This is a genomic window from Effusibacillus dendaii (assembly GCF_015097055.1).
GTDB classification, from domain to species: Bacteria; Bacillota; Bacilli; order Tumebacillales; family Effusibacillaceae; genus Effusibacillus; species Effusibacillus dendaii.
This window is the reverse complement of the sequence record NZ_AP023366.1, coordinates 2,790,491-2,809,902: the sequence shown is the minus strand read 5'-3', so window position 1 is coordinate 2,809,902 and position 19,412 is coordinate 2,790,491. Positions and strand designations below refer to the sequence as shown.

The 19,412-nt window shown below is 49.0% G+C and carries 23 protein-coding genes; 3 read left to right on the top strand and 20 right to left on the bottom strand.

Annotated features, from left to right (window positions below; all coding sequences use genetic code 11):
• Positions 1-51: 51 nt before the first annotated feature.
• The 19 genes from skT53_RS14975 to skT53_RS14885 all read right to left on the bottom strand — a co-directional run bounded on the left by skT53_RS14975 (position 52) and on the right by skT53_RS14885 (position 17,183).
• The gene (locus skT53_RS14975) at positions 52-1,701 is read right to left on the bottom strand and encodes a tetratricopeptide repeat protein (protein WP_200758470.1); all 1,650 of its coding nucleotides are present in this window, start codon (positions 1,699-1,701) and stop codon (positions 52-54) included.
• 249 nt (positions 1,702-1,950) lie between these two features.
• Positions 1,951-3,015: an HD-GYP domain-containing protein gene (locus skT53_RS14970; RefSeq protein ID WP_200758468.1), complete on the bottom strand. Its 1,065-nt coding sequence runs from the start codon at positions 3,013-3,015 to the stop codon at positions 1,951-1,953.
• Between the two features lie 78 nt (positions 3,016-3,093).
• Complete coding sequence (gene hisIE, locus skT53_RS14965) at positions 3,094-3,861, bottom strand: bifunctional phosphoribosyl-AMP cyclohydrolase/phosphoribosyl-ATP diphosphatase HisIE (RefSeq protein WP_200758466.1); 768 nt, start codon at positions 3,859-3,861, stop codon at positions 3,094-3,096.
• On the bottom strand, positions 3,858-4,619 hold the full coding sequence (gene hisF / locus skT53_RS14960) for an imidazole glycerol phosphate synthase subunit HisF (RefSeq protein WP_200758464.1): 762 nt from the start codon (positions 4,617-4,619) through the stop codon (positions 3,858-3,860). Before hisF ends, hisIE begins: the two co-directional genes overlap by 4 nt.
• Positions 4,613-5,386 carry a 1-(5-phosphoribosyl)-5-[(5-phosphoribosylamino)methylideneamino]imidazole-4-carboxamide isomerase gene (gene hisA / locus skT53_RS14955; protein ID WP_200758462.1) on the bottom strand — a complete coding sequence of 258 codons (774 nt, stop codon included), beginning with the start codon at positions 5,384-5,386 and terminating at the stop codon, positions 4,613-4,615. The genes hisF and hisA overlap by 7 nt, the downstream gene beginning before the upstream one ends.
• Positions 5,383-6,003, bottom strand: coding sequence for an imidazole glycerol phosphate synthase subunit HisH (gene hisH / locus skT53_RS14950; protein ID WP_200758460.1), 621 nt, complete (start codon positions 6,001-6,003; stop codon positions 5,383-5,385). Before hisH ends, hisA begins: the two co-directional genes overlap by 4 nt.
• Positions 6,004-6,016: 13 nt before the next feature.
• Positions 6,017-6,601 (bottom strand): imidazoleglycerol-phosphate dehydratase HisB, encoded by a 585-nt coding sequence (gene hisB / locus skT53_RS14945; RefSeq protein ID WP_200761010.1) that lies wholly within the window; start codon positions 6,599-6,601, stop codon positions 6,017-6,019.
• Between the two features lie 71 nt (positions 6,602-6,672).
• Positions 6,673-7,953 (bottom strand): histidinol dehydrogenase, encoded by a 1,281-nt coding sequence (hisD, locus tag skT53_RS14940; RefSeq protein WP_200761009.1) that lies wholly within the window; start codon positions 7,951-7,953, stop codon positions 6,673-6,675.
• Between the two features lie 16 nt (positions 7,954-7,969).
• A complete protein-coding gene (gene hisG, locus skT53_RS14935; protein WP_200758458.1) occupies positions 7,970-8,626 on the bottom strand; it encodes an ATP phosphoribosyltransferase in 657 nt (218 codons plus the stop codon).
• A complete protein-coding gene (hisZ, locus tag skT53_RS14930) occupies positions 8,623-9,858 on the bottom strand; it encodes an ATP phosphoribosyltransferase regulatory subunit (protein WP_200758449.1) in 1,236 nt (411 codons plus the stop codon). The genes hisG and hisZ overlap by 4 nt, the downstream gene beginning before the upstream one ends.
• A 76-nt stretch (positions 9,859-9,934) precedes the next feature.
• Positions 9,935-10,414 carry an acyltransferase gene (locus skT53_RS14925; protein ID WP_200758447.1) on the bottom strand — a complete coding sequence of 160 codons (480 nt, stop codon included), beginning with the start codon at positions 10,412-10,414 and terminating at the stop codon, positions 9,935-9,937.
• Between the two features lies 1 nt (position 10,415).
• Positions 10,416-11,057, bottom strand: a complete 642-nt coding sequence (gene ppaX / locus skT53_RS14920) for a pyrophosphatase PpaX (protein WP_200758445.1) — start codon at positions 11,055-11,057, stop codon at positions 10,416-10,418.
• 14 nt (positions 11,058-11,071) lie between these two features.
• Positions 11,072-12,031: a nucleoside recognition domain-containing protein gene (locus skT53_RS14915; RefSeq protein WP_200758443.1), complete on the bottom strand. Its 960-nt coding sequence runs from the start codon at positions 12,029-12,031 to the stop codon at positions 11,072-11,074.
• 98 nt (positions 12,032-12,129) lie between these two features.
• Positions 12,130-13,575, bottom strand: a complete 1,446-nt coding sequence (locus skT53_RS14910; protein ID WP_200758441.1) for a peptidoglycan DD-metalloendopeptidase family protein — start codon at positions 13,573-13,575, stop codon at positions 12,130-12,132.
• Between the two features lie 159 nt (positions 13,576-13,734).
• Positions 13,735-14,670 (bottom strand): HPr(Ser) kinase/phosphatase, encoded by a 936-nt coding sequence (gene hprK, locus skT53_RS14905; protein ID WP_200758439.1) that lies wholly within the window; start codon positions 14,668-14,670, stop codon positions 13,735-13,737.
• 13 nt (positions 14,671-14,683) lie between these two features.
• Positions 14,684-15,592, bottom strand: coding sequence for an SDR family oxidoreductase (locus skT53_RS14900; RefSeq protein ID WP_226375453.1), 909 nt, complete (start codon positions 15,590-15,592; stop codon positions 14,684-14,686).
• Between the two features lie 185 nt (positions 15,593-15,777).
• Positions 15,778-16,146 (bottom strand): response regulator, encoded by a 369-nt coding sequence (locus tag skT53_RS14895; protein WP_200758431.1) that lies wholly within the window; start codon positions 16,144-16,146, stop codon positions 15,778-15,780.
• A gap of 135 nt (positions 16,147-16,281) precedes the next feature.
• The gene (locus skT53_RS14890; protein WP_200758430.1) at positions 16,282-16,995 is read right to left on the bottom strand and encodes an EAL domain-containing protein; all 714 of its coding nucleotides are present in this window, start codon (positions 16,993-16,995) and stop codon (positions 16,282-16,284) included.
• Positions 16,995-17,183 (bottom strand): aspartyl-phosphate phosphatase Spo0E family protein, encoded by a 189-nt coding sequence (locus tag skT53_RS14885; protein ID WP_200758428.1) that lies wholly within the window; start codon positions 17,181-17,183, stop codon positions 16,995-16,997. The genes skT53_RS14890 and skT53_RS14885 overlap by 1 nt, the downstream gene beginning before the upstream one ends.
• A 583-nt stretch (positions 17,184-17,766) precedes the next feature.
• Here skT53_RS14885 and skT53_RS14880 point away from each other — a divergent pair.
• Positions 17,767-17,928 carry a hypothetical protein gene (locus tag skT53_RS14880; protein WP_200758426.1) on the top strand — a complete coding sequence of 54 codons (162 nt, stop codon included), beginning with the start codon at positions 17,767-17,769 and terminating at the stop codon, positions 17,926-17,928.
• A gap of 52 nt (positions 17,929-17,980) precedes the next feature.
• Positions 17,981-18,295 carry a tyrosine-type recombinase/integrase gene (locus skT53_RS14875; RefSeq protein ID WP_200761008.1) on the top strand — a complete coding sequence of 105 codons (315 nt, stop codon included), beginning with the start codon at positions 17,981-17,983 and terminating at the stop codon, positions 18,293-18,295.
• Positions 18,296-18,820: 525 nt separating this feature from the next.
• Here skT53_RS14875 and skT53_RS14870 read toward each other — a convergent pair.
• The gene (locus skT53_RS14870) at positions 18,821-19,039 is read right to left on the bottom strand and encodes a hypothetical protein (RefSeq protein ID WP_226375238.1); all 219 of its coding nucleotides are present in this window, start codon (positions 19,037-19,039) and stop codon (positions 18,821-18,823) included.
• 150 nt (positions 19,040-19,189) lie between these two features.
• On the opposite strand from skT53_RS14870, the gene skT53_RS19245 reads away from it, so the two are divergent.
• Positions 19,190-19,387, top strand: coding sequence for a VOC family protein (locus skT53_RS19245; protein ID WP_404828967.1), 198 nt, complete (start codon positions 19,190-19,192; stop codon positions 19,385-19,387).
• The last annotated feature ends 25 nt before the right edge of the window (positions 19,388-19,412 follow it).

Here is a 19,412-nt window from a genome sequence, read left to right as displayed (position 1 = left end):
CGATTCTGCTCTTAGTATACCTGCGCCGTTCAAGATCGACTGTGAGTCAGCTTACGTATCAATTGTATCCTTGATAGCACGTGAAATCTTTCCAACAGCAGAAACAGAAACCTGAAAAAGGTCGGCAATTTGCCGTTGTGTAACAGGTTTATTATATTTCTGCAATACAAAGTATGTCAATCCAGCCGCCCAAACTGCCGGTTTTGTCATTTTAGGCAGACGCGCTCCGCTTCTCATCAGAAATTCGGTCCACTGATCGCTTAATATCTGATACATATCGGAACCATGGGACTGTACAGCCGCCCAGGCCTGTTCCAGTACAGTCTGCCAATCGGTCGGCAGGTCCGACAATTCTGTATCCGACGAATAGGCAATATGGTGCAGAATATGGATGGCCATCAATTTCAACTGTACAATCTCATCCGGCCGAATGACAAACTGACGCAATGCTTCGACTACTTCATCGTCAGCAATCAAGGCAAATGTCTGCAGCACTTGAATTTTTGTTTCGATGTCGCCATTTTGCAGAGCCCAAAACAACGAAGAGCGAATCAACGGGTCGTTTCGCCAATTTCCCGATTTTCCGTTTTCCAATTGCTCCTGCATCTTTTTAAACTGCTCGTGGAAAGGAATCTGGTAGTAATAAGAAATGGTTCCCATCTTCTTGCCGCTTGCTTCACATTCGCCCAGCGCCTTCAGATAAAAGGGCGCCACTTCTCCCTTTGGGTCCAAAATCTGAATGTCTTGCCAGATTCGCTTGGCCAATTTGCTATTGCCGATATTGTTGGCCGATGCGGCCACACAATGCAGCAATGCAGGCTCCGCATCTTCACTCCAGCGGGAAAGCAGCAAGAACAGTCTGTGCGCCGTCCGGTGTTCTCCCAGAATCCCCATCGTCGTCGCCAATTTGTAACATTGGTCAAAATTAAGCGGGGTCACGTTGCGCAAACTGTCCAACAACTGTTTCAATTGTGCCCGATCACCTAAATGTTGGTAATAGACGGCCAAATTGCAACGCGCATGAATATTGGTCGGGTCTTTTCGCAAAACCTCCTGGGCAATTTCGATTGCCGTATCCATCTGGCCCAGATAGTAGTAAGCCAGCGACAGGTTGTTGCGCGGTGCCGTGAGGTCCGGATGTTCTTCAATGGCGTTTTTCAGGTAGGCAGTCGCTTCCAGAAACTTGCCCTGTTCAAGCAGTCTCCTGGCCTTGTCCTGTTCTTTCCGTTCCAATTCACGCTCTTTCACCCGTTGCCGAAGAACCTCACCGCCGCCGAACTCTTCGATCAGAATATCGAGCATTTCTTCCGCATCTTTGGAAAACTCGCCATTCGGATCCAGGTCGAGGTATCTGGCCGCATACTCTTCTGCTTTCTGGTAGTTGCCGAGATTCGCCCAGTTATTTGCCATATAAAAATAACATTCGTACATATTTGGATCGATCGAACGAACTACGTTTTCCAGCAGTTGGTTCGACTCTTCGAACAATCCCATTTCAGATAATACCCCGGCCAAATTGCAGTGGTTGACAGGATTGTCCGGTTCGTATTCCATCGCTTTCCGAAAATACTTCAAAGCACTTTGCAGGTTGTGACGGTCCAGATGTCTGACGGCGCGTTCGAAGAAAAAGGCTGCATCTAAACGAAACGGGATCACATTACTGCCCTGACGAGTACGCTTTAGTTGCTGATGCCGGTCCAATCAGGTCACCCCCCGCAGGAAATTGTCAACGCTTTGTTCCAGTATATCATATATGGCCCTGCGAATAAAAAAGGCAAATCCCTCATAAGATGGAGATAAATGACGACACAATCATACAAAATTCCGCCTTGCATACCTTGCTTCCTGCTGTCAAACCTTGAGTCCGTCAGCTCAGATCGATTTGTCGAAAAATCTCCCTCAAACAAGAACAGGTCTGGCCTCTCGCGAGAAATGTCACACCTGTGACGGTTAAAATTCCGATTCGCTGACAAATTCTTGAACGCAGCGATTGAAATCCTCGTCTGTCATCAAATTGTACTCCCGCTCTCGCATCGCTTCCACGAACCGGTCAACCAATTTCCGGTCGAAACGGATATCGGCGCTTCCGTAAAGACGGTCAATCGCCTGCTCAGCAGCCATTTTGGCGCGATAGGGCCGTTCCGATGTCATCGCATCGAACGCATCTGCAATCGCAATAATCCTGGCCGAGATAGGTATCTGCTTCGCTCGCATGCCATACGGGTAACCCGTTCCGTCAAGATTTTCGTGATGAAACGCTATCGGTTCAATTACATATTCCAAACCCGGGACGGCTTCCAACACCATTTTTCCAATGGAAGGGTGCAGTTGCATTTGAACCCATTCATCTGGCGCTAACTGGCCTTTTTTCAAAAGCACCGCATCAGAAACCCCGATTTTACCAATATCGTGCAGCAAAGCCGCATAGAAAAGCTGCTTTTGTTCTCGCCAAGTCAATTCGATTTCTTTCGCCAACAGGACGGCATAAGCGGCTACCCGCTGAGAATGCCCTCTTTTAAAGGGGGCCTTCCATTCGATTGCATTTGACACAGCCACCATTAAGCCAGCCAACGAACGCTCCGACTGGCGGGTTTTTTCTGCCATGTGCTGAAGCGATTTTTCCGTTTTCTCTGCCGCCTGCCATGAATTTCGCAGGATTTTCCCGATATATGCTGACCACAACAGAAAGAAAATCGGCAGCAGAATGCCTTCCATGACAATTCCCGTAAAATCCTCCCGCCTCTGTTCCATCAGATGTTGGAACAAAGGCAGTTGAAACAGCAGATAGGAAACGAACGCCAGCCAAATCCCTTTTTTGGGGCCATACACCGTGACAATATACGTAACCGCCATGCCGTAAAGGACAAACAAAGTTTCCAACAGCGCCATAGAATGAATGGTGAAAGCGATCGCAAGCAACAACAGAAAATAAATCCCAATGATCCATGGCGTCCACTTGCAGGGTTTTGCCAGCTTGAATATGGTTACAGTGAGCATTTGTTGAATCGCTTCCATTCGGGCCCCTCCTGCGGCTGTTTTAACATACATAATTCACAGCCCAGGAAGTATTTCCTACATTCTGCAAGCCGTACATTATTTCGTTTTATTGGGGATGTCCTTGCTACCATGCCGTCGCTGCAATTCGGCCAACACCGCTTGAAACGGAATCGATTGCTGTTTCAGCAAGACGAGCAGATGATAGATCAGATCTCCCGTCTCCGCCACCAGTTCTGCCGCATCTTGATTCTTTCCCGCCACCACGACTTCGGTTGATTCCTCTCCGATTTTCTTTAAAATTTTATCGAGACCTTTCTCAAACAGATAGGTTGTGTACGCGCCTTCCGGCCGCTCACTGTAGCGGCGGTCAATCGTTTCGATCAATTCTTGCAACACCGCAAAATTGAGCGGTAAACCGTTTGCTCCCGTTTCACCGTCTGCCGCGTCACCACCTGTTGAGACGTCTGCCGCCCGATTCGTGAGCGATTGGGCATTCGCGGGACTAAGCGGCGCCTCCTCAAAAAAACAGCTGTAAGCGCCCGTATGACACGCAACGCCTGTCTGTTCGACCATCACCAGAATCGTATCGCGGTCACAGTCGTACGAGATGTTTTTGACTTGTTGAACATGGCCGGACGTGGCCCCTTTGTTCCAAAGTTCATTGCGGGAACGGCTCCAAAACCAGGTGAACCCCGTCTCAATCGTTTTCTGCAACGACTCCCGGTTCATATAGGCAACCATCAACACTTCTTTGCCAGCCGCATCCTGAACCACTGCCGGTATCAGTCCGCGCTCGTCATATTTTAACTGGTCGATCCAATCAATAGGTCCCGTTATCCGTTTGGTTGCTGGCTGTTGGTTCATCGGATCGCCACCCCTTTTTTCTTCAAATAGCTTTTCACTTCGCCGACCGATGTTTCTTTAAAGTGAAAAATCGAGGCAGCCAAAGCCGCATCCGCTTTGCCCTCTGTAAACACTTCATAAAAATGTTCTTTTTTGCCGGCGCCGCCCGATGCGATGACCGGAATTGACACAGCCTCCGACACCAGCCGGGTAAGTGTTACATCATACCCGTCTTTTTGCCCGTCCTGATCGAATGAGGTCAGCAATATCTCACCCGCGCCCAGTGATGCCACCTTTTTGGCCCATTCGATGACGCTCATGCCAGTACCTGTCCGGCCGCCGTTAATCAGGACTTCCCAATCCCCTTTTGAGCGGTCATAGCGGCCGTCGATCGCTACCACGATGCACTGTTGTCCGAACCGTTTTGCACCCTCGCTGATCAGTTTCGGATTTTTTACAGCCGCCGTGTTAATGGATACTTTGTCGGCACCCGCCTTGAGAATTTCGCGGATATCCTCCATAGCCGAAATGCCGCCGCCGACTGTAAACGGAATAAATACTTGATCGGTGGTGCGTCTGACAATATCCATCATGGTCGATCGGCCCTCCACGGAAGCGGTAATATCGAGCAGCACCAGTTCATCCGCGCCCGCCTCTTCATAGTAAGCGGCCAGTTCCACCGGATCTCCGGCATCCCGTTCATTTGTCAGGAAGGAAACGTTCTTTACGACACGTCCGTTTTTTACGTCAAAACAAGGGATAATCCGCTTTGTCAACATTGCGCATTCCCTCCCTCATTCGACAGACCCTGTTTAATTCTCGCAAGCGCGTCTGCCAACTCAATGTTTCCCGCATACAGCGCTTTCCCGACAATCGCTCCCGCCACGCCATCAATTCTGTACTTGGCGAGTTCGATCAGATCGTTTGTGTCTTTCACACCGCCGGAGGCAATCACTTTCAGCCCCGTTTGCCGCGCCATTTCGATATTCGCTGCCAAGTTCGGACCCGTCAACGTTCCATCGCGGGCGATATCAGTAAAAATAACGCGGGTTGCGCCATGCGACTTCAGCTCTCGTCCCAACTCAACAGCGGTAACGTCGGACGTTTCCAGCCAGCCGTTGACCGCCACATAGCCGTCTTTCGCGTCGATTCCGATTGCGATTCTTTCCCCATATTCAACCAACGCCTGCTTTACAAATTCAGGTTCACGCACGGCTGCCGTGCCCAGTATGCAGCGGGCTACCCCGATCGAGAAAAGAGCTTCCAGCGTTTCGCCTGTCCGAATGCCGCCGCCCACCTGCACAGGCACCGGCACATGTTTCACGATCGATTCGATAACGGGGCGATTTTGCTGGGAACCTTCTTTGGCTCCATCGAGGTCCACCACATGGATAAAATCGGCCCCCTGCTCCACCCATTTCTGCGCAACAGCAGCCGGTTCGTCGCTGTAGACCGTCTTTTCCCCATAATCGCCGCGCAGTAAACGAACGGCTTTGCCTCCTAAAATATCGATGGCCGGATAGATAATAAACTCTTGCGCGCTCAAGATCGTACCCCTTCCTTGCACATCCGCCCGAAATTGTCCAACATGCGAAGACCGACTGAGGAGCTCTTTTCCGGATGGAACTGAATTCCGTACACGTTTTTAAAAGCGACAACCCCGGGCACTTCCCCATAGTAATCGCTGCTGGCGATAATCACCGATCGATCCGCCGGGTCCACCACATAACTGTGCACATAGTAGACATAATTATTTTTATTGAGGCCTTCCAAAAGCGGGTGCGGCTGTTTGACCACCAATTCGTTCCAGCCGACTTGGGGGATCTTAAACTTTCCCTTAAACCGCTTCACATTGCCAGCAATCAAGTTCAACCCGATATGGTGTCCATGTTCTTCCGAGGCGCTGAAAAGAAGCTGCATACCAAGGCAAATTCCAAGCAGCGGCTTGCCCTGTTTAACAGACTGTTTCAAACTGTCGAGCAGCCCCAACTGCTTTAAATGAAACATGGCGTCCCCGAACGCTCCCACCCCCGGCAGCAACACGCCATCTGCCGCCGCCACCTCTTGCGGACTGCTGGTGACGATGACCTCATGGCCGACTTTTTCAAACGCTTTTTGAACAGAACGAAGGTTGCCCACCCCATAGTCCACAATTGCAATCATATTGACCCCTCCACTACAGCGCCCCTTTGGTGGACAGCACGCCGCGAATTTTGCCGTCTCTTTCAACCGCTTCCGCCAATGCGCCAGCGAACGCTTTAAAAATCCCCTCGATCATATGGTGTGTGTTCACTCCATAATGTAAATTGATATGCAGCGTGACACACGCATTGGCGGCAAACGCTTGGAAAAACTCACGCACCAGTTCAGTCTGGAACGTCCCCACCTGCGGAGCCGGAAATTGTGCGTTGAATACCAGAAACGAACGACCGGACAGATCAACCGTTACCTGCGCTAGCGATTCATCCATCGGGGTGAACCGGTTACCGTAACGGCGAATGCCCGCTTTGTCCTGAGTTGCCTGTTTGAATGCCTGTCCCAAACAGATCCCGATATCTTCCACCGTATGATGATCGTCAATCTCCGTATCGCCAAATGCCTGTACGCTTAAATCAAACCCGGAATGTTTGGCAAACAGATCCAACATATGTTTGAGAAAGGGAACCGGCACGTCCAATTCCCGCTTTGCTTCCCCGTCCAGATTGAGCTTCACGACAATTTGCGTCTCCAGCGTATCCCGCCTGATTTCTGCTTTTCGCATGTTATCCATCCTGTCACACATCCTTTTCAGCCTGTCTGCCCCTGTTCAAATTCATCCTGTATCCGGGGCGGTTACAGTTTGTCGTCTTCCTTTTGCAACCGAATGCGGACCGCATTCGCATGTGCCTCAAGACCTTCCGACTCGGCAAGCGCGATAATTTTTTCGCCATGCTGCAAGAGGGCTGTTTTGCTGTACCGGACAAGCGATGTCTTTTTCAAAAAATCGTCTACGTTGAGTGGTGAGGAGAAACGTGCCGTCCCCTCTGTCGGCAGCACATGGTTGGTGCCGCAAAAATAATCGCCGACCGGCTCCGTTGAATAGGTGCCGACAAAGATGGCCCCCGCATTGACAATACGGGCCAGCCACGGATCCGGTTCCTCTACGATCAATTCCAGATGCTCCGGCGCAATCCGGTTCGCCATTTCGATTGCTTCTGCCAGGTCCGACGTGATAATGATCGCTCCCCGGTTGCGAATCGATGCGGCTGCAATTTCCTGACGGGGCAACCGGGCAAGCTGCTGTTCCAGCGCATACGCGGTTTGTTCCGCCAATCGGCTGGACGGGGTTACCAAAATGGCCTGTGACAATTCCCCATGTTCCGCTTGCGACAGTAAGTCAGCCGCCACATACTCCGGGTCTGCCGTATCGTCTGCCACCACCAGAATATCGGAAGGACCGGCGATGCTTTCGATGCTTACTTTACCGAACACCGCCTGTTTCGCCAGCGCAACGTAAATATTGCCGGGGCCAACGATTTTATCGACGGGCCGGATTGATTCGGTGCCATACGCCAGAGCCGCCACTGCCTGCGCACCGCCCACCCGATACGCTTCTTGAATGCCTAGTTCCTGCAACGCCACCAGTACACCGGGATGAACGTTTCCTTCTTTATCCGGCGGTGTAACGACTACGATCTCCGGAACGCCCGCCACTTGTGCCGGAATCACATTCATCAATACGGTGGACGGATAGGCCGCCGTACCGCCTGGTACATAGACGCCCACCCGCTGCAGGGGACGAATCAACTGTCCCAGCGTAGTGCCATGTTCATCCAGCAGCATATACGACTGTCTGCGCTGCGCCTCGTGATAACGGCGAATATTCTGAATCGCTTCCCGCAGTGCTTCAGTGAATTGGGGAGTTACCTGCTGATAGGCAGCAGCATACACATGCTGCGGAATTCGAAAATCGGTCAGATCGACTCCGTCAAACCGTCTGGTGAATGCCTGCAATGCAGCATCCCCATGCTGCCTGATCTGGTTGATCATATCGAGCACAATGTCCCGTTCTTTTTCGTATGATTGATCTACCGCAGAGACCGGTGTAAAGTCTTTTGCCGCCACGATCCGGATCACACGATCCCCCCCTTTATTCTCCGACTGTAAAAGATTTGGCTGTCACATCGCGCAGACGTGCTGTGATGTGATCTATCTGTTCGCTTTTTAAACGGAAACTCATCCGATTGGCAACCAGCCGGGTGGAGATCTGCAAAATTTCTTCGTGGATGACGAGCCCATTTTCAGCCAGGGTTCGTCCCGTTTCCACCAGATCGACAATCCGGTCTGTTAAGCCGATTAACGGGGCCAGTTCGACAGACCCGTTGAGAAAAATCACTTCTACCTGCTGCCCTTGATTGCGAAAATGGTCAGCCGCAATCCGCATGTATTTGCTTGCCACCCGCTTGACAGTGCCATGGTGGGCTTCCGGCAGACCGCAAACGCACATCCGGCAGCGTCCAATGCCAAGATCCAGCAGCTCATACAAATCACGCTCCGCCTCAAGCAGCACATCCTTGCCCACAATCCCCAAATCGGCCACCCCGTATTCCACATAAGTAGGAACGTCAACCGGTTTGGCCAGGATATAGCGAATGGATCCGTCGGGAGATTCCAGAATCAGCTTGCGCGATTCCTCCAAATCGTCAGGAACAGGAATGCCTGCCGCTTTCAACAACCGCAGCGTATCGGTCATAATGCGGCCTTTTGAGAGCGCTACGGTCAACTGGCTGTTCTCATTAACAGTCATGCGATTCCTCCTCCTTCCCCGCTTTGGAATTGAGCATATAATCGCAGCAGCGATGGTTCGTCAGCATGCAAGGTACCGTCCCGCAATTCAATCGTCAGAGAGCCGTCCGTTTGCGGCAGCGGCACTTCCTCATCCAGCAGAAATGTGGATACAAACTGTCCGTTGGCTCTCAGAAAAGCGGCGAACGGAAGCGCCGACTGACGGTCTTTCTCCCGGTAACAGAGCAAATAACGCTGAATTGGTTTGAACGCTTGCTGTTTTTCCAAAATTTCAAGCACCCGTTCGATGCCAATGATGAACCCGGTTGCAGGAGCTTTGCGGCCAAATTTTTCAACCAGTTCGTTGTACCGTCCGCCGCCGCATACCGGAAACCCGATCAACGGCGCATATCCTTCAAAAACGGCGCCCGTATAATAGTTCAGTCCGAGCAACAAACTGAGGTCAATCTGTACGTATTCGCTGACGCCTTGGATTTCAAGCACGTTCCAGATTTGTTGGAGGTTTCGAAGCGCCTCATGAGCCCGTTTGCTGTTCGTCAACTGACGGGCGGTTTGCAATATGTCGGCACCGCCGCGCAATCGCGGGAGTTGCGACAGCACGCTTGCCGCCTCCTTGTCCAGTTCGCTCCCCGCAACCCGTTCAAATTCAACGTAATCTTTATCTGCCAACGCGTTCTGCAGCCGTTCCCGCACATCTCCATCTACCGCATACTCTTCCAAAATCCCCTGCACAAAGCCGATCTGTCCAAGCGCCAAGCGGAACCCTGTCAGCCCAATCGCTTTCAGCGCAGACACGGCAAGCGATATCATTTCCGCATCTGCGTCAGGAGAGTCGTCCCCGATCAGTTCCACTCCTGCTTGTGTAAACTCGGTATCACGTCCTGCCACCAGCTCCTGTTGCCGAAAAATGCTGGCTGTATAGGAAAGGCGGATCGGCAGCGGCGAATTTTTCAGAAGTGAAGCGGCGACCCGCGCAATCGGCGCTGTCATGTCCGGTCGCAACACCAGCATTCGGCCTGAACGATCGACAAATTTAAAAACACGATCTTCCGCTCCCCGAATTCCTAACTGAAATGTGTCCATATATTCAAACGTGGGGGTAATAATCTCTCTATACCCCCAGCGTTCAAAGTGTTTTGCGATTTCCCGTTCGATTTGCCGTTTGTTGGCTGCCGTATCCGGTAAAAAATCGGTTACACCTTGTGGTTTCTCTATCAATAAAGGCTTTTTCATCGTTTCACCGCCGACGCTTTAGTCTGCTAATGCACTAAAGTAGTTGTTCACATGGTAGCACGAGTACAGTATGCTGTCAACGCCGGATAATTTGAATGGGATTGCCGGCTGCAAACGCTCCTGCCGGAATATCCCGATTCACGAGCGAACCGGCTCCAATCACCGCTCCGTCCCCAATTGTGACCCCCGGCAAAATAAGGGAATTGGCGCCAATCATTACGTTGTCGCCGATCCGCACATCGCCGAGTCGATATTCCTCAATTAAGTATTCGTGCGCCAAAATGGTGGTATTATAGCCAATGATACAGTTTCGGCCAACCTGAATACGTTCCGGAAACATGATGTCAAGCATCACCATTAACGCGAATGCGGTTTGGCCGCCCACCCGGACGCCAAGGAATGTCCGGTACATCCAGTTTTTAAGCGATAAAAACGGCGTGTAGCGGGCAAGCTGGATAACAATAAAATTACGAACGACTTTCCAAAATGAAACCGTTTTATAAAGCTGCCATAATGCGTTTGCACCTTTGACCGGATACCGTTCTGTTCTTCTCATCTTATCCTCGCGCAATTTTTAACAATTCGGTCATGTCGTCAATGATGTGGTCCGGCTGATAACTGGACAACGCTTCTTTCCCGCGCAAACTCCAGCCCACGCTGCAGGTAGCTGTACCGGCCGCTTTGCCACCTTGTACGTCGTACGGGCTATCCCCGACCATCAATGTTTGTTCCGGATGCGCCCCCAACCGTTTCATAGCCAGCAGCAATGGTTCCGGTTCCGGTTTGTGTTTCTCCGTATCCTCAATTGTGACAAGCGTTTCAAAATAACGCTCCAGATCAAAAAGGCGCAGTCCCCTTTCGGTCGTAAGGCGTATTTTGCTGGTAACAAGGGCTATTTTGCAGCCCATTTTCTGTAAGTCAGACAGAGTTTCTTTTACATTCGGAAAAATCGTAACCAGCCTGTCGTGGTTCGACAGGTTATACTTGCGATATTCGTCAGTCAGCAGCGGAATCTGCTCCGGCGCCGCCCAACGGGCAAATTGTCTGTTCATCGGTTCACCCATGAACGGCAGTAAATCTTCTCTCTTGAAAACGCCGGGAAAGAAGGTTCCCAGCGTATGTTCAAACGACTGCAGAATCAATTCATTTGTATCGAGCAGCGTACCGTCCAGATCAAACAGGATAAATGGATACCGCATCGGATTCCTCCTTGTTATGGATTGCCGTTAGGAATCGCCTGCTTCTGTACAAGGGTCGATTCCCGCCAAATTCGTGACAGACAGGCTGTCACCCCAATGGCCGCCAGCAGCCGCATCCCCAGCAGCAGCCATGCGTTTACGCCAAGCGGCACAAACAACAACGTGTCCTCCACAACCGCATGGCACAATACCAAGAACAACACTAACAGATACAATTCCCGCTTACTGAAATGTTCTTTTTGCGTTGCTTCTAAAATTACACCCGCCCCGTATGCCAATCCGAAGAAAATGCCCGCCAATAGAGGAATCGACAAATTCATGCGAATCCCCAATAGTTTCGTGACAGGCCCCATAATCCGGGACAATCGGTCAAGAAAATGGATCTCTTTCAAAATTTGAATCGCCAACATCAAGGGAATCACGATGATCGCTAACTGCCATACAGCTGACCACGCCTGATGCAACAACTCTCCCACAAACTGGAAAAGACCCATCTGCCAAAAATAGGGATCGAGCGGCACCTGGCCGATTTTCCCGTCGGCAGCCGCCTGACCTGATCCCGCAAACAACCGGATCAACACGGCCGAACCAAACGAGGCCGAGAGGCGAATCAAAAACACCACCGTCGCCGACAGTCCCATTCGCTTGGCGACAGCCGTTTCTACCAAAAGGTTGTGGCAAAAGCTCAGCATGATCGCCAAAACGAAAATGGCGTAACTGCTTAAAGGCAACACAAACATAGCGCCAATGGCAGCGTATAGATTTAGAATATAACCAAACGCGAGTACGATCGCCGCTTCCCCCGGCAGCCCCAACCAGTTCATGACCGGCGCGAATAAACTTACCACCCAGGAGATAACCGGGGTATGCTTCAAAAACGTCACTGCAATTGTGACCGGTACGATAATTTTGCTCAATATCCAGGTTGTTTTCAGGCCCGCTTGCAACCCGCGTTTCCAAACGCCCCACTGCATCCGAATTCTCTCCCTGTGCCATTCTCGGTTACAATTATTCTCATTATAACAAAAAGGCGCCTGCACGACCCTGCCGACAGGCACCTTTTTTCCCCTGTTTACATATAAGGCGTCGGATTCACTTGAACTCCATTCACGCGTACTTCATAGTGCAAATGTGGTCCGGTAGATTCTCCGGTGGAACCGACTCTGCCAATCAAGTCCCCTTTGCCGACCGTCTGTCCAACCGATACACCCACCACCGACAGGTGGCCATAAATGCTTACGATACCGTTTCCATGATCGATGCGAATACATTTACCATAACCACCGTTGTCCCATCCTGCAAAAATTACCCGTCCGTTGTTTGACGCATACACGGGGGTACCCATGGCAGCACTGATGTCTATTGCATTATGTCGACTGTTCCCCCGCCATTCGCCGTATGTAGAAGAAATCGTACGGGAAGCAACTGGCCATACCCAATCGCCTGATGCGACACCCGGAATTTTCACGCCACGCCGGATCACCTGGTCCGTCTTCGGTTGCAGCACCTGTTCCGACAGCACAACTTCCGCGTATGTGACTCCGTTTTTCTTGCGAATTTGCACTCTTTGCTGAGATTCGCCATCGTGGCCTTCGACGAGGACTTGTTGTTCCCCTTTGTTCATTGTCGCGTCATCCTGATAGACGGTTTCAAACTTAAGGGGTACGGTGCGATTCAACTCTTCCACCGTTTCCACCGTGACGATCGGTTCAGAAGAGTTAACCGCAATTTCTTCCCCTTCCTGCAGCGCATTCTCATCTGTAATCTGAGGATTCACCTGTTTTAACGTTTCTACGGATATATGATTTCTGTTTGCGATCGTCCAAAGTGAGTCTCCGCGAGACACAAGATACTTTTTCGGCTTTTCCTTGCTCTGCAGCAACGCAGCCACTGCCTCATCAATCGAGCGAACCTCGTCTCTGTTGACACGTTCCTTGACAAACGCGATGCTCTGTGAAATCTTGACTTCTTGCACCGCAGTGTCAGCAGAGGCGAATTTCGCTTTTAACTGATCGATAACCGCTTGCGCAGCCGCTTCGTCCTGGACGGCTACCGCATCGTCCCCATTCACTCGGATAACGACCGCATTTCGCTTCGCGTACAACGCATCATTCAGGGCCAGGGATACGGCCGCTTCCGAAGTGCTGCCGCGCAACCGCTCGTGAGCAGGCACCACAGAAACAGAAGCGTGAAATTTATCTCCTAATAAAGCGATTTTTTCATAGACAAAATTGGGATCTTTTACGTCACCCACATATTGCCCATCCACATACACTTTGTAATAAAGGGTTGTTTTGTTAACGGCGTGCTGAATGCCGAAAGCGCCTAACGCTGTGACCAGCACAATGGCCGCCGCCGCTGCCGTCTTTCCAACTGTAAACGTGTGGTGAATCTGTCCCTTCACATCCTGCAGCAGCTTTTTCCAATGAAGTTGCCTCAGTTGTTCTTTCGTGTAGTCTTTGTTGGCCACGGCAAATGTACGAAGATGTGTATGCCATTCGGGGTTTAAGTCTGCCATGCCCCACCCTCCTTCATCATCTAGTAAACTAGATTATGTAACACAGTTACAGTTTATTCGATAGAAATCGACTGTGTCCTCTTTTTTAATGTTACTTTTCTGTTACAATTTTGCTGGTAATTTTTTAAAAAAGGCTTAATGGAGCATGTTGAAATCGACTTAATGGTTTTCCTGTTCTTCAATCATGTGGAGCAGTTTCTCCGAGAGGTCTTTCGCTGCGTTGTATCCAATCCTTTTGAGGCGGTGGTTCATGGCGGCCACTTCGACCAACACCGCCAAATTTCGGCCGGGCATAACCGGCAGGGTAATGCAGGGGATATCCGTATCTAAAATTTTGGTGGTCTGCTCATCGAGACCTAACCGGTCAATTTCGGTTCCTTCCTGCCACATTTCGAGCCGAATGACCAACTCGATCTGCTTCCGGGTGCGAATCGCGCCTGCGCCGAACAGGGTCATTACATTGATTATGCCAAGCCCCCTGATTTCCAAAAGATTACGCAACAACTCGGGCGCTTCTCCGACCACTATATCCTCTTCCGTCTTTCGGATTTCAACCGCATCGTCAGCCACCAGCCGATGCCCCCGCTTGACAAGTTCCAAAGCAGTCTCACTTTTTCCAATACTGGAAGATCCCGTAATCAGAATACCGATCCCGTATATATCCACCAGCACACCGTGCATCATCGTCTCCGGCGCCAACTGAAGATCCAAATAGCGCTGCAATTGCCCCGCCAGTTTGGTCGTGCTGACTCTGCCGCGCAGGATCGGCAGCTTATACATGCTTGCGATCTCGATCAATATATCCGGTACGGTCTGCTCCCTGGACACAACAAGACACGGCGTTTGTTCAAATTGGCATAGCGCTTCCGCCCGTGAGCGCTGATCCGTTTCCTGCATGGAATTGAAAAACGCCAATTCCGTTCTTCCCAACAATTGAATCCGTTCGGCCGGGTGATATACCAAAAATCCCGCCAGCGCCAACCCGGGACGATTTATGTCGCCGACTGTAATTTCCCGCTCAACGTCAGCATTCGGGTTCTGCAGCACCAACGGGAACTCTTCCAACAGTTGTTTGGTTCGGATTGTTTTTGGCACCTTGTTCACCCCGTTACGATTGACTTTTGACCCATTCGACCGTTCGCCGCAGACCTTCTGCCAGCGAAACGGAGGGTTTCCAACCGAAAGCGCGTCGGATTTTTCCATTTGCGAGAGTGGAGTGTCGGATATCCCCCAAACGAGGGGGGCCGTAGCACGGTTCTCTTTGATCGTTCAGAACATCTGTCAGAGCGAAGAATAATTCGTTTAAAGTGACGGCCGAACCTGTCGACACGTTAAAAATCTGGTTGTCGCCGCCCGATAAGGCAAGCAGGTTGGCACGGGCCACATCCTCTACATAGACATAGTCTCTCGTATCGGTTCCATCTCCAAAAATAGTGGGCATTTCCCCCCTGCAGAGCCGATCCGTAAAAATCGTAATCACGCCGCTTTCACGGCTCAACGATTGGCGCGGACCATACACATTGGCATATCGCAAAATCGTATAGGGAAGCCCATGCAGCGCTTGATAAATCCGCAGATATTCCTCCCCTGTTTTCTTGGTCAGTCCGTAAGGAGACAGGGGAATCAACGGATGTTCTTCCGAAACAGGCAATTCGATCGGCGTTCCGTAAACTGCCGCAGAAGAAGCGAGTACAATTTTCTTGACCGCATACTTTCGGCAAGCTTCCAGTACCTGCAGCAGTCCATTTATGTTCACGCTTGCATCGTGCAGGGGGTCCCGAATGGAATCGGGAACTCCCACCTGAGCCGCTTGGTGAATCACCGCATCAAACCGCTCTTTTGCAAAAACGGGCGTCAAGTCGGATGCCACGTCCTGTTCAATCACTTTCACATCGGTCGGCAAATTGGCCCGACTGCCAGCCGACAAATTATCCAAAACTACCACTTCATGACCGTCAGCCAGCAACTGATCGACAATATGCGACCCGATAAACCCCGCTCCGCCTGTAACAAGCACTTTCAAAAATAATTCCTCCCCGTAACCTTCTGGCACCTTAAATATATCGGACTTCCTTGGAAAAGAAAAGACAGGGGGTTTTATAGTCATCGTTGCAGGACTTGCTTCGTACTTAACGGAATGGAAGAAGGGTACAATGATTCGGGGGTATACCGGTGAAGTTGTGTGATGGTTTTCACCCGTTTTTATGTTTGTTTTGATATGGAGTTCTCGATGGCCTTCAAAATGGCCTGCTCTGAATATGGTTTGATAATAAAATCTTGAGCACCCTCCAATATGGCTTCCGAAATTAAAAAACTCTGTCCCATTGCCGTGCACATAATAACGATTGCGTCTGGATCTGTCTTTTTGATTTCTTTCAAGGCGCTCATTCCGTCCATTTCAGGCATCGTAATATCCATTGTGACCAAATCAGGTCGAAGTTGCTTGTATTTTTCTATTGACTCAATTCCGTTTTTGGCTTCACCAACAATCATGTGACCCGCTTTTTGGAGTATGCGGGCGAGAACTTTTCGAGCAAATAGGGAGTCGTCTGTTATTAAAATCTTTGCCATGTCGGAAAGCCTCCAAGAGGATCTAATACACGGAACAAATCATCAGCCCCTAATGTTCATTTCATCAGGAACATTCCCAATTAACATCCAAGCAGTCCGTTGTTTCAAGAATTTTCTTTCACAAGAATTTCCTTACTATTGACAATATCGTTGTTTTGTGGGTGTAAACGGATAACCAAGAAAAAATCCCTGCCCATACGCAACACCCAATTCTACTAAAATATCTCTCTGTTCTTCTCGTTCAATGCCTTCAGCGATCAGGATGGTATTGACCTTTTCAGCAAACGACACCATTCCTTCCATAACTCTACGTGACTGAGCCGAATGATCTAATGATGAAATGATTGATCGGTCCAGTTTGATAAAGTCAGGTTGGAATGCTTCGACCAACGCAAAATTTGAAAATCCAGCCCCAAAATCGTCAAGAGCGACCTTTACACCTTGTTTCCGGAGCACATCTAACTCCTGTTTCAAAACTTCCATATTTTCAATTCGTGTTTGTTCCGTTATTTCTAATACGAGTTGGGTAATCGGCACTTCAAGCTTTGAGATATCTTCAAAAACAAATCCTGCCTGTAACGACAGAACATGGCAGTTGAGAAACAGAAGCGAGGAGTCTTTTATCAGCGGAGCTGCCTCTCGAATTGCAATATGGCGTGCTTTATAATCCAGAAACATCTGCTCTTTTCCTGCCTGTCTGAATAAAACGGAAGGTGGAATCTGCTTTCCCGAAGGTGTCTTCCCCCGAATGGTCGCTTCATAGGCGAATTCTGTTGAAGGCTCCATCAATTTCACAATTTGCTGGTATAGAGGAAACAATTCAATATTTCTCCACAAAACTGCATTCATTACTTCACCCCAGATCGACTCATGATACCTGACAGAAGATGGTTCTGATACTCGAAAAGCGCATGATCAAGCTGCACGCTTAGGCGATACACCTCCGGATCAGAAAATTTACGCTTGCCTTGAAAAGCGGCGTGAAGTTGATTCCTTATATCCTCTATCTGCTTCTTGAGATGTTCCAGATCATTCAAGATTTTTTACCCTCTCTCGTACAGATGTATACATCCAACAATCATTCAACGTCCTTTTTAACATCTAAAATATGTTAACCAAATTAAAAAATTGGTAATATTAAATTCGTACAATGACAGTTGTTCGACATATAAAAGGGAGGAAAGTTTTATGGAAGGGCAAGGACTTATGACAATTGATATCCTAGATGACAGAAACAACATCGAAGAATATTCTGATGAACAAATCATCAAAGATTTCTTTTAAGTAGTCTTCCACATATCGCCACCGTTTCGAAACTACTATCAAGCTATTCATAGATTCCGAAAATTTATTGCCTACAAGCGCTTACGTGAAGTCACTTGGAGGGAAATTGAAGTATATAAAATTGCCTTAGAACAAGGATTCGGGAATAAAAACCGCAAACCTTTAACATCGGCTACCATTGCAAGTCTAATCGCCCCACTTCGATCTTTATATAAATGGGGAAGTGATTCGAATAGAGGCGTTTTTGCAAACAATCCGACAACCTCCGTACAAACGCCAAAAGTGCAAGTAAATAGTAAAAATCACTATCTGACCAAACGGGAAGTTATACAATTATTGAATCAACTAAGACACCAAGGATACCGCGATTATCTGATCGGGGTAAGTCTCGTTTTATTGGGACTGCGGGTATCCGAGTTGGTTTCCATTAAATGGGGGCATTTTCATAGCGATCCGGCAGAAACCTCTGTTTGGTTAACTGTGATGGAGGGACAATAGGAGGAAAAACAACGTGAGTCAAAGTGCGCAATCTCTGTAATATGTACATCAACTGATCGGCGGTTCTCGTCAAACATATAAAAAACGAAAATCTGATCAACTCATTTTTCCTATAACAGTTAGACAAGTAGAGCGCATTATTCAGAAGGCCCGCGAGCAAATCAAATTAAAAAAGAAAGTAACCCCTCATTGGCTTAGACATACCAGTGCTACATTAGCCATACTGCATGGAGCTTCCCTGCAACAAGTGCAGGAAACGCTTGGCCATTCTCGAATAACTACCACCCAGCGTTATTTGCACACTGTAGAGCAGATGGAAAAAGCGGCGCCGGATTATGTGGAAGACTACTTAAAAGAAATCTTTTAAATTATATTGATTCACTTATAATTTCGAATATATTACTTCACTTTGTGATATAATTAGCGTGGAATTTAGTCGTATATTGTAAAAACATGTCGAACAACTGTCATTGTACGACGTGCTTTCTTCTCACTTGTCCCCCAAAAAACCGAAGTGCATGTATCAACAGATAATTATAATCCCGTTAATTCTTAATATTGTAATTTAAACAATGTTCTTCCCTTAATTATTTTTCTAACCCTGTTCCCATATATGCAGTTCAGTCTATGCTGCCTGCAAGTTTTGATCCTATCCTTTCCTATTTTATCTTATTTTAATACGAGGAGATCAGTTTCTCGTTTGCCGATCAACCCCTGAGACTACGCGATACAAAAACCGCATTTGTGACGTACTTACACCACACAGAGTAAACGGAGTCGGAAGTCTGAAATCCATGACAATCGAACGAAGCTAAGAAATGAGCATGCCAAATAAGCCGTACACAAGACGACCTGTTGGAAAATAATGTATTCCCCTAAGGGGGGACGGGAATTAGGTTGTAGCCGCCATAATTCGGTAACCCTGAGCTTGTGCCAATAAAATCGCTTGTTCTACCGTGATTTCACGGTTTGCTGGGCGAACATCGGATTTCTTGTACAAATCCGGGTTATAGGGCACTTTGTTCTTCAAGATGTGATAGATGGCCGTTAGCAGCATTCGGGCAATGGCTATGATGGCACGTTTGTGGCCTCTGCGGTTCTTCAGTTGCAAGTAGCGGTTTCGGATTTCGGGATGTTTTTCGCTTTTGACTACAGCGGTCGCACACTGTACCCAAAGAGGCTTGATGTAGCAGCCGACTCTCGAAATCCTTGATCTTGAGCGGAGCAAAGGGAATGGGTATAAAAATGAAAATCGAAAGCTCTGCATCCGACTCCCGGCTCTCTCGATCTCTGTTTCATCACGAATACTCCGCTTTCGGAGGTAATTGACCATCTCACTAAACAAGGTGTCCGCATTGAAGAAGGACCGGCAGAAAAAACCGGCGCGCAGGGAAAGATTATTTCGGTCTATATGCGGGATCCGGATCAGAATCTGATTGAAGTGTCAAATTACCTTTAATATCCGTTATGTATTATGCATTATA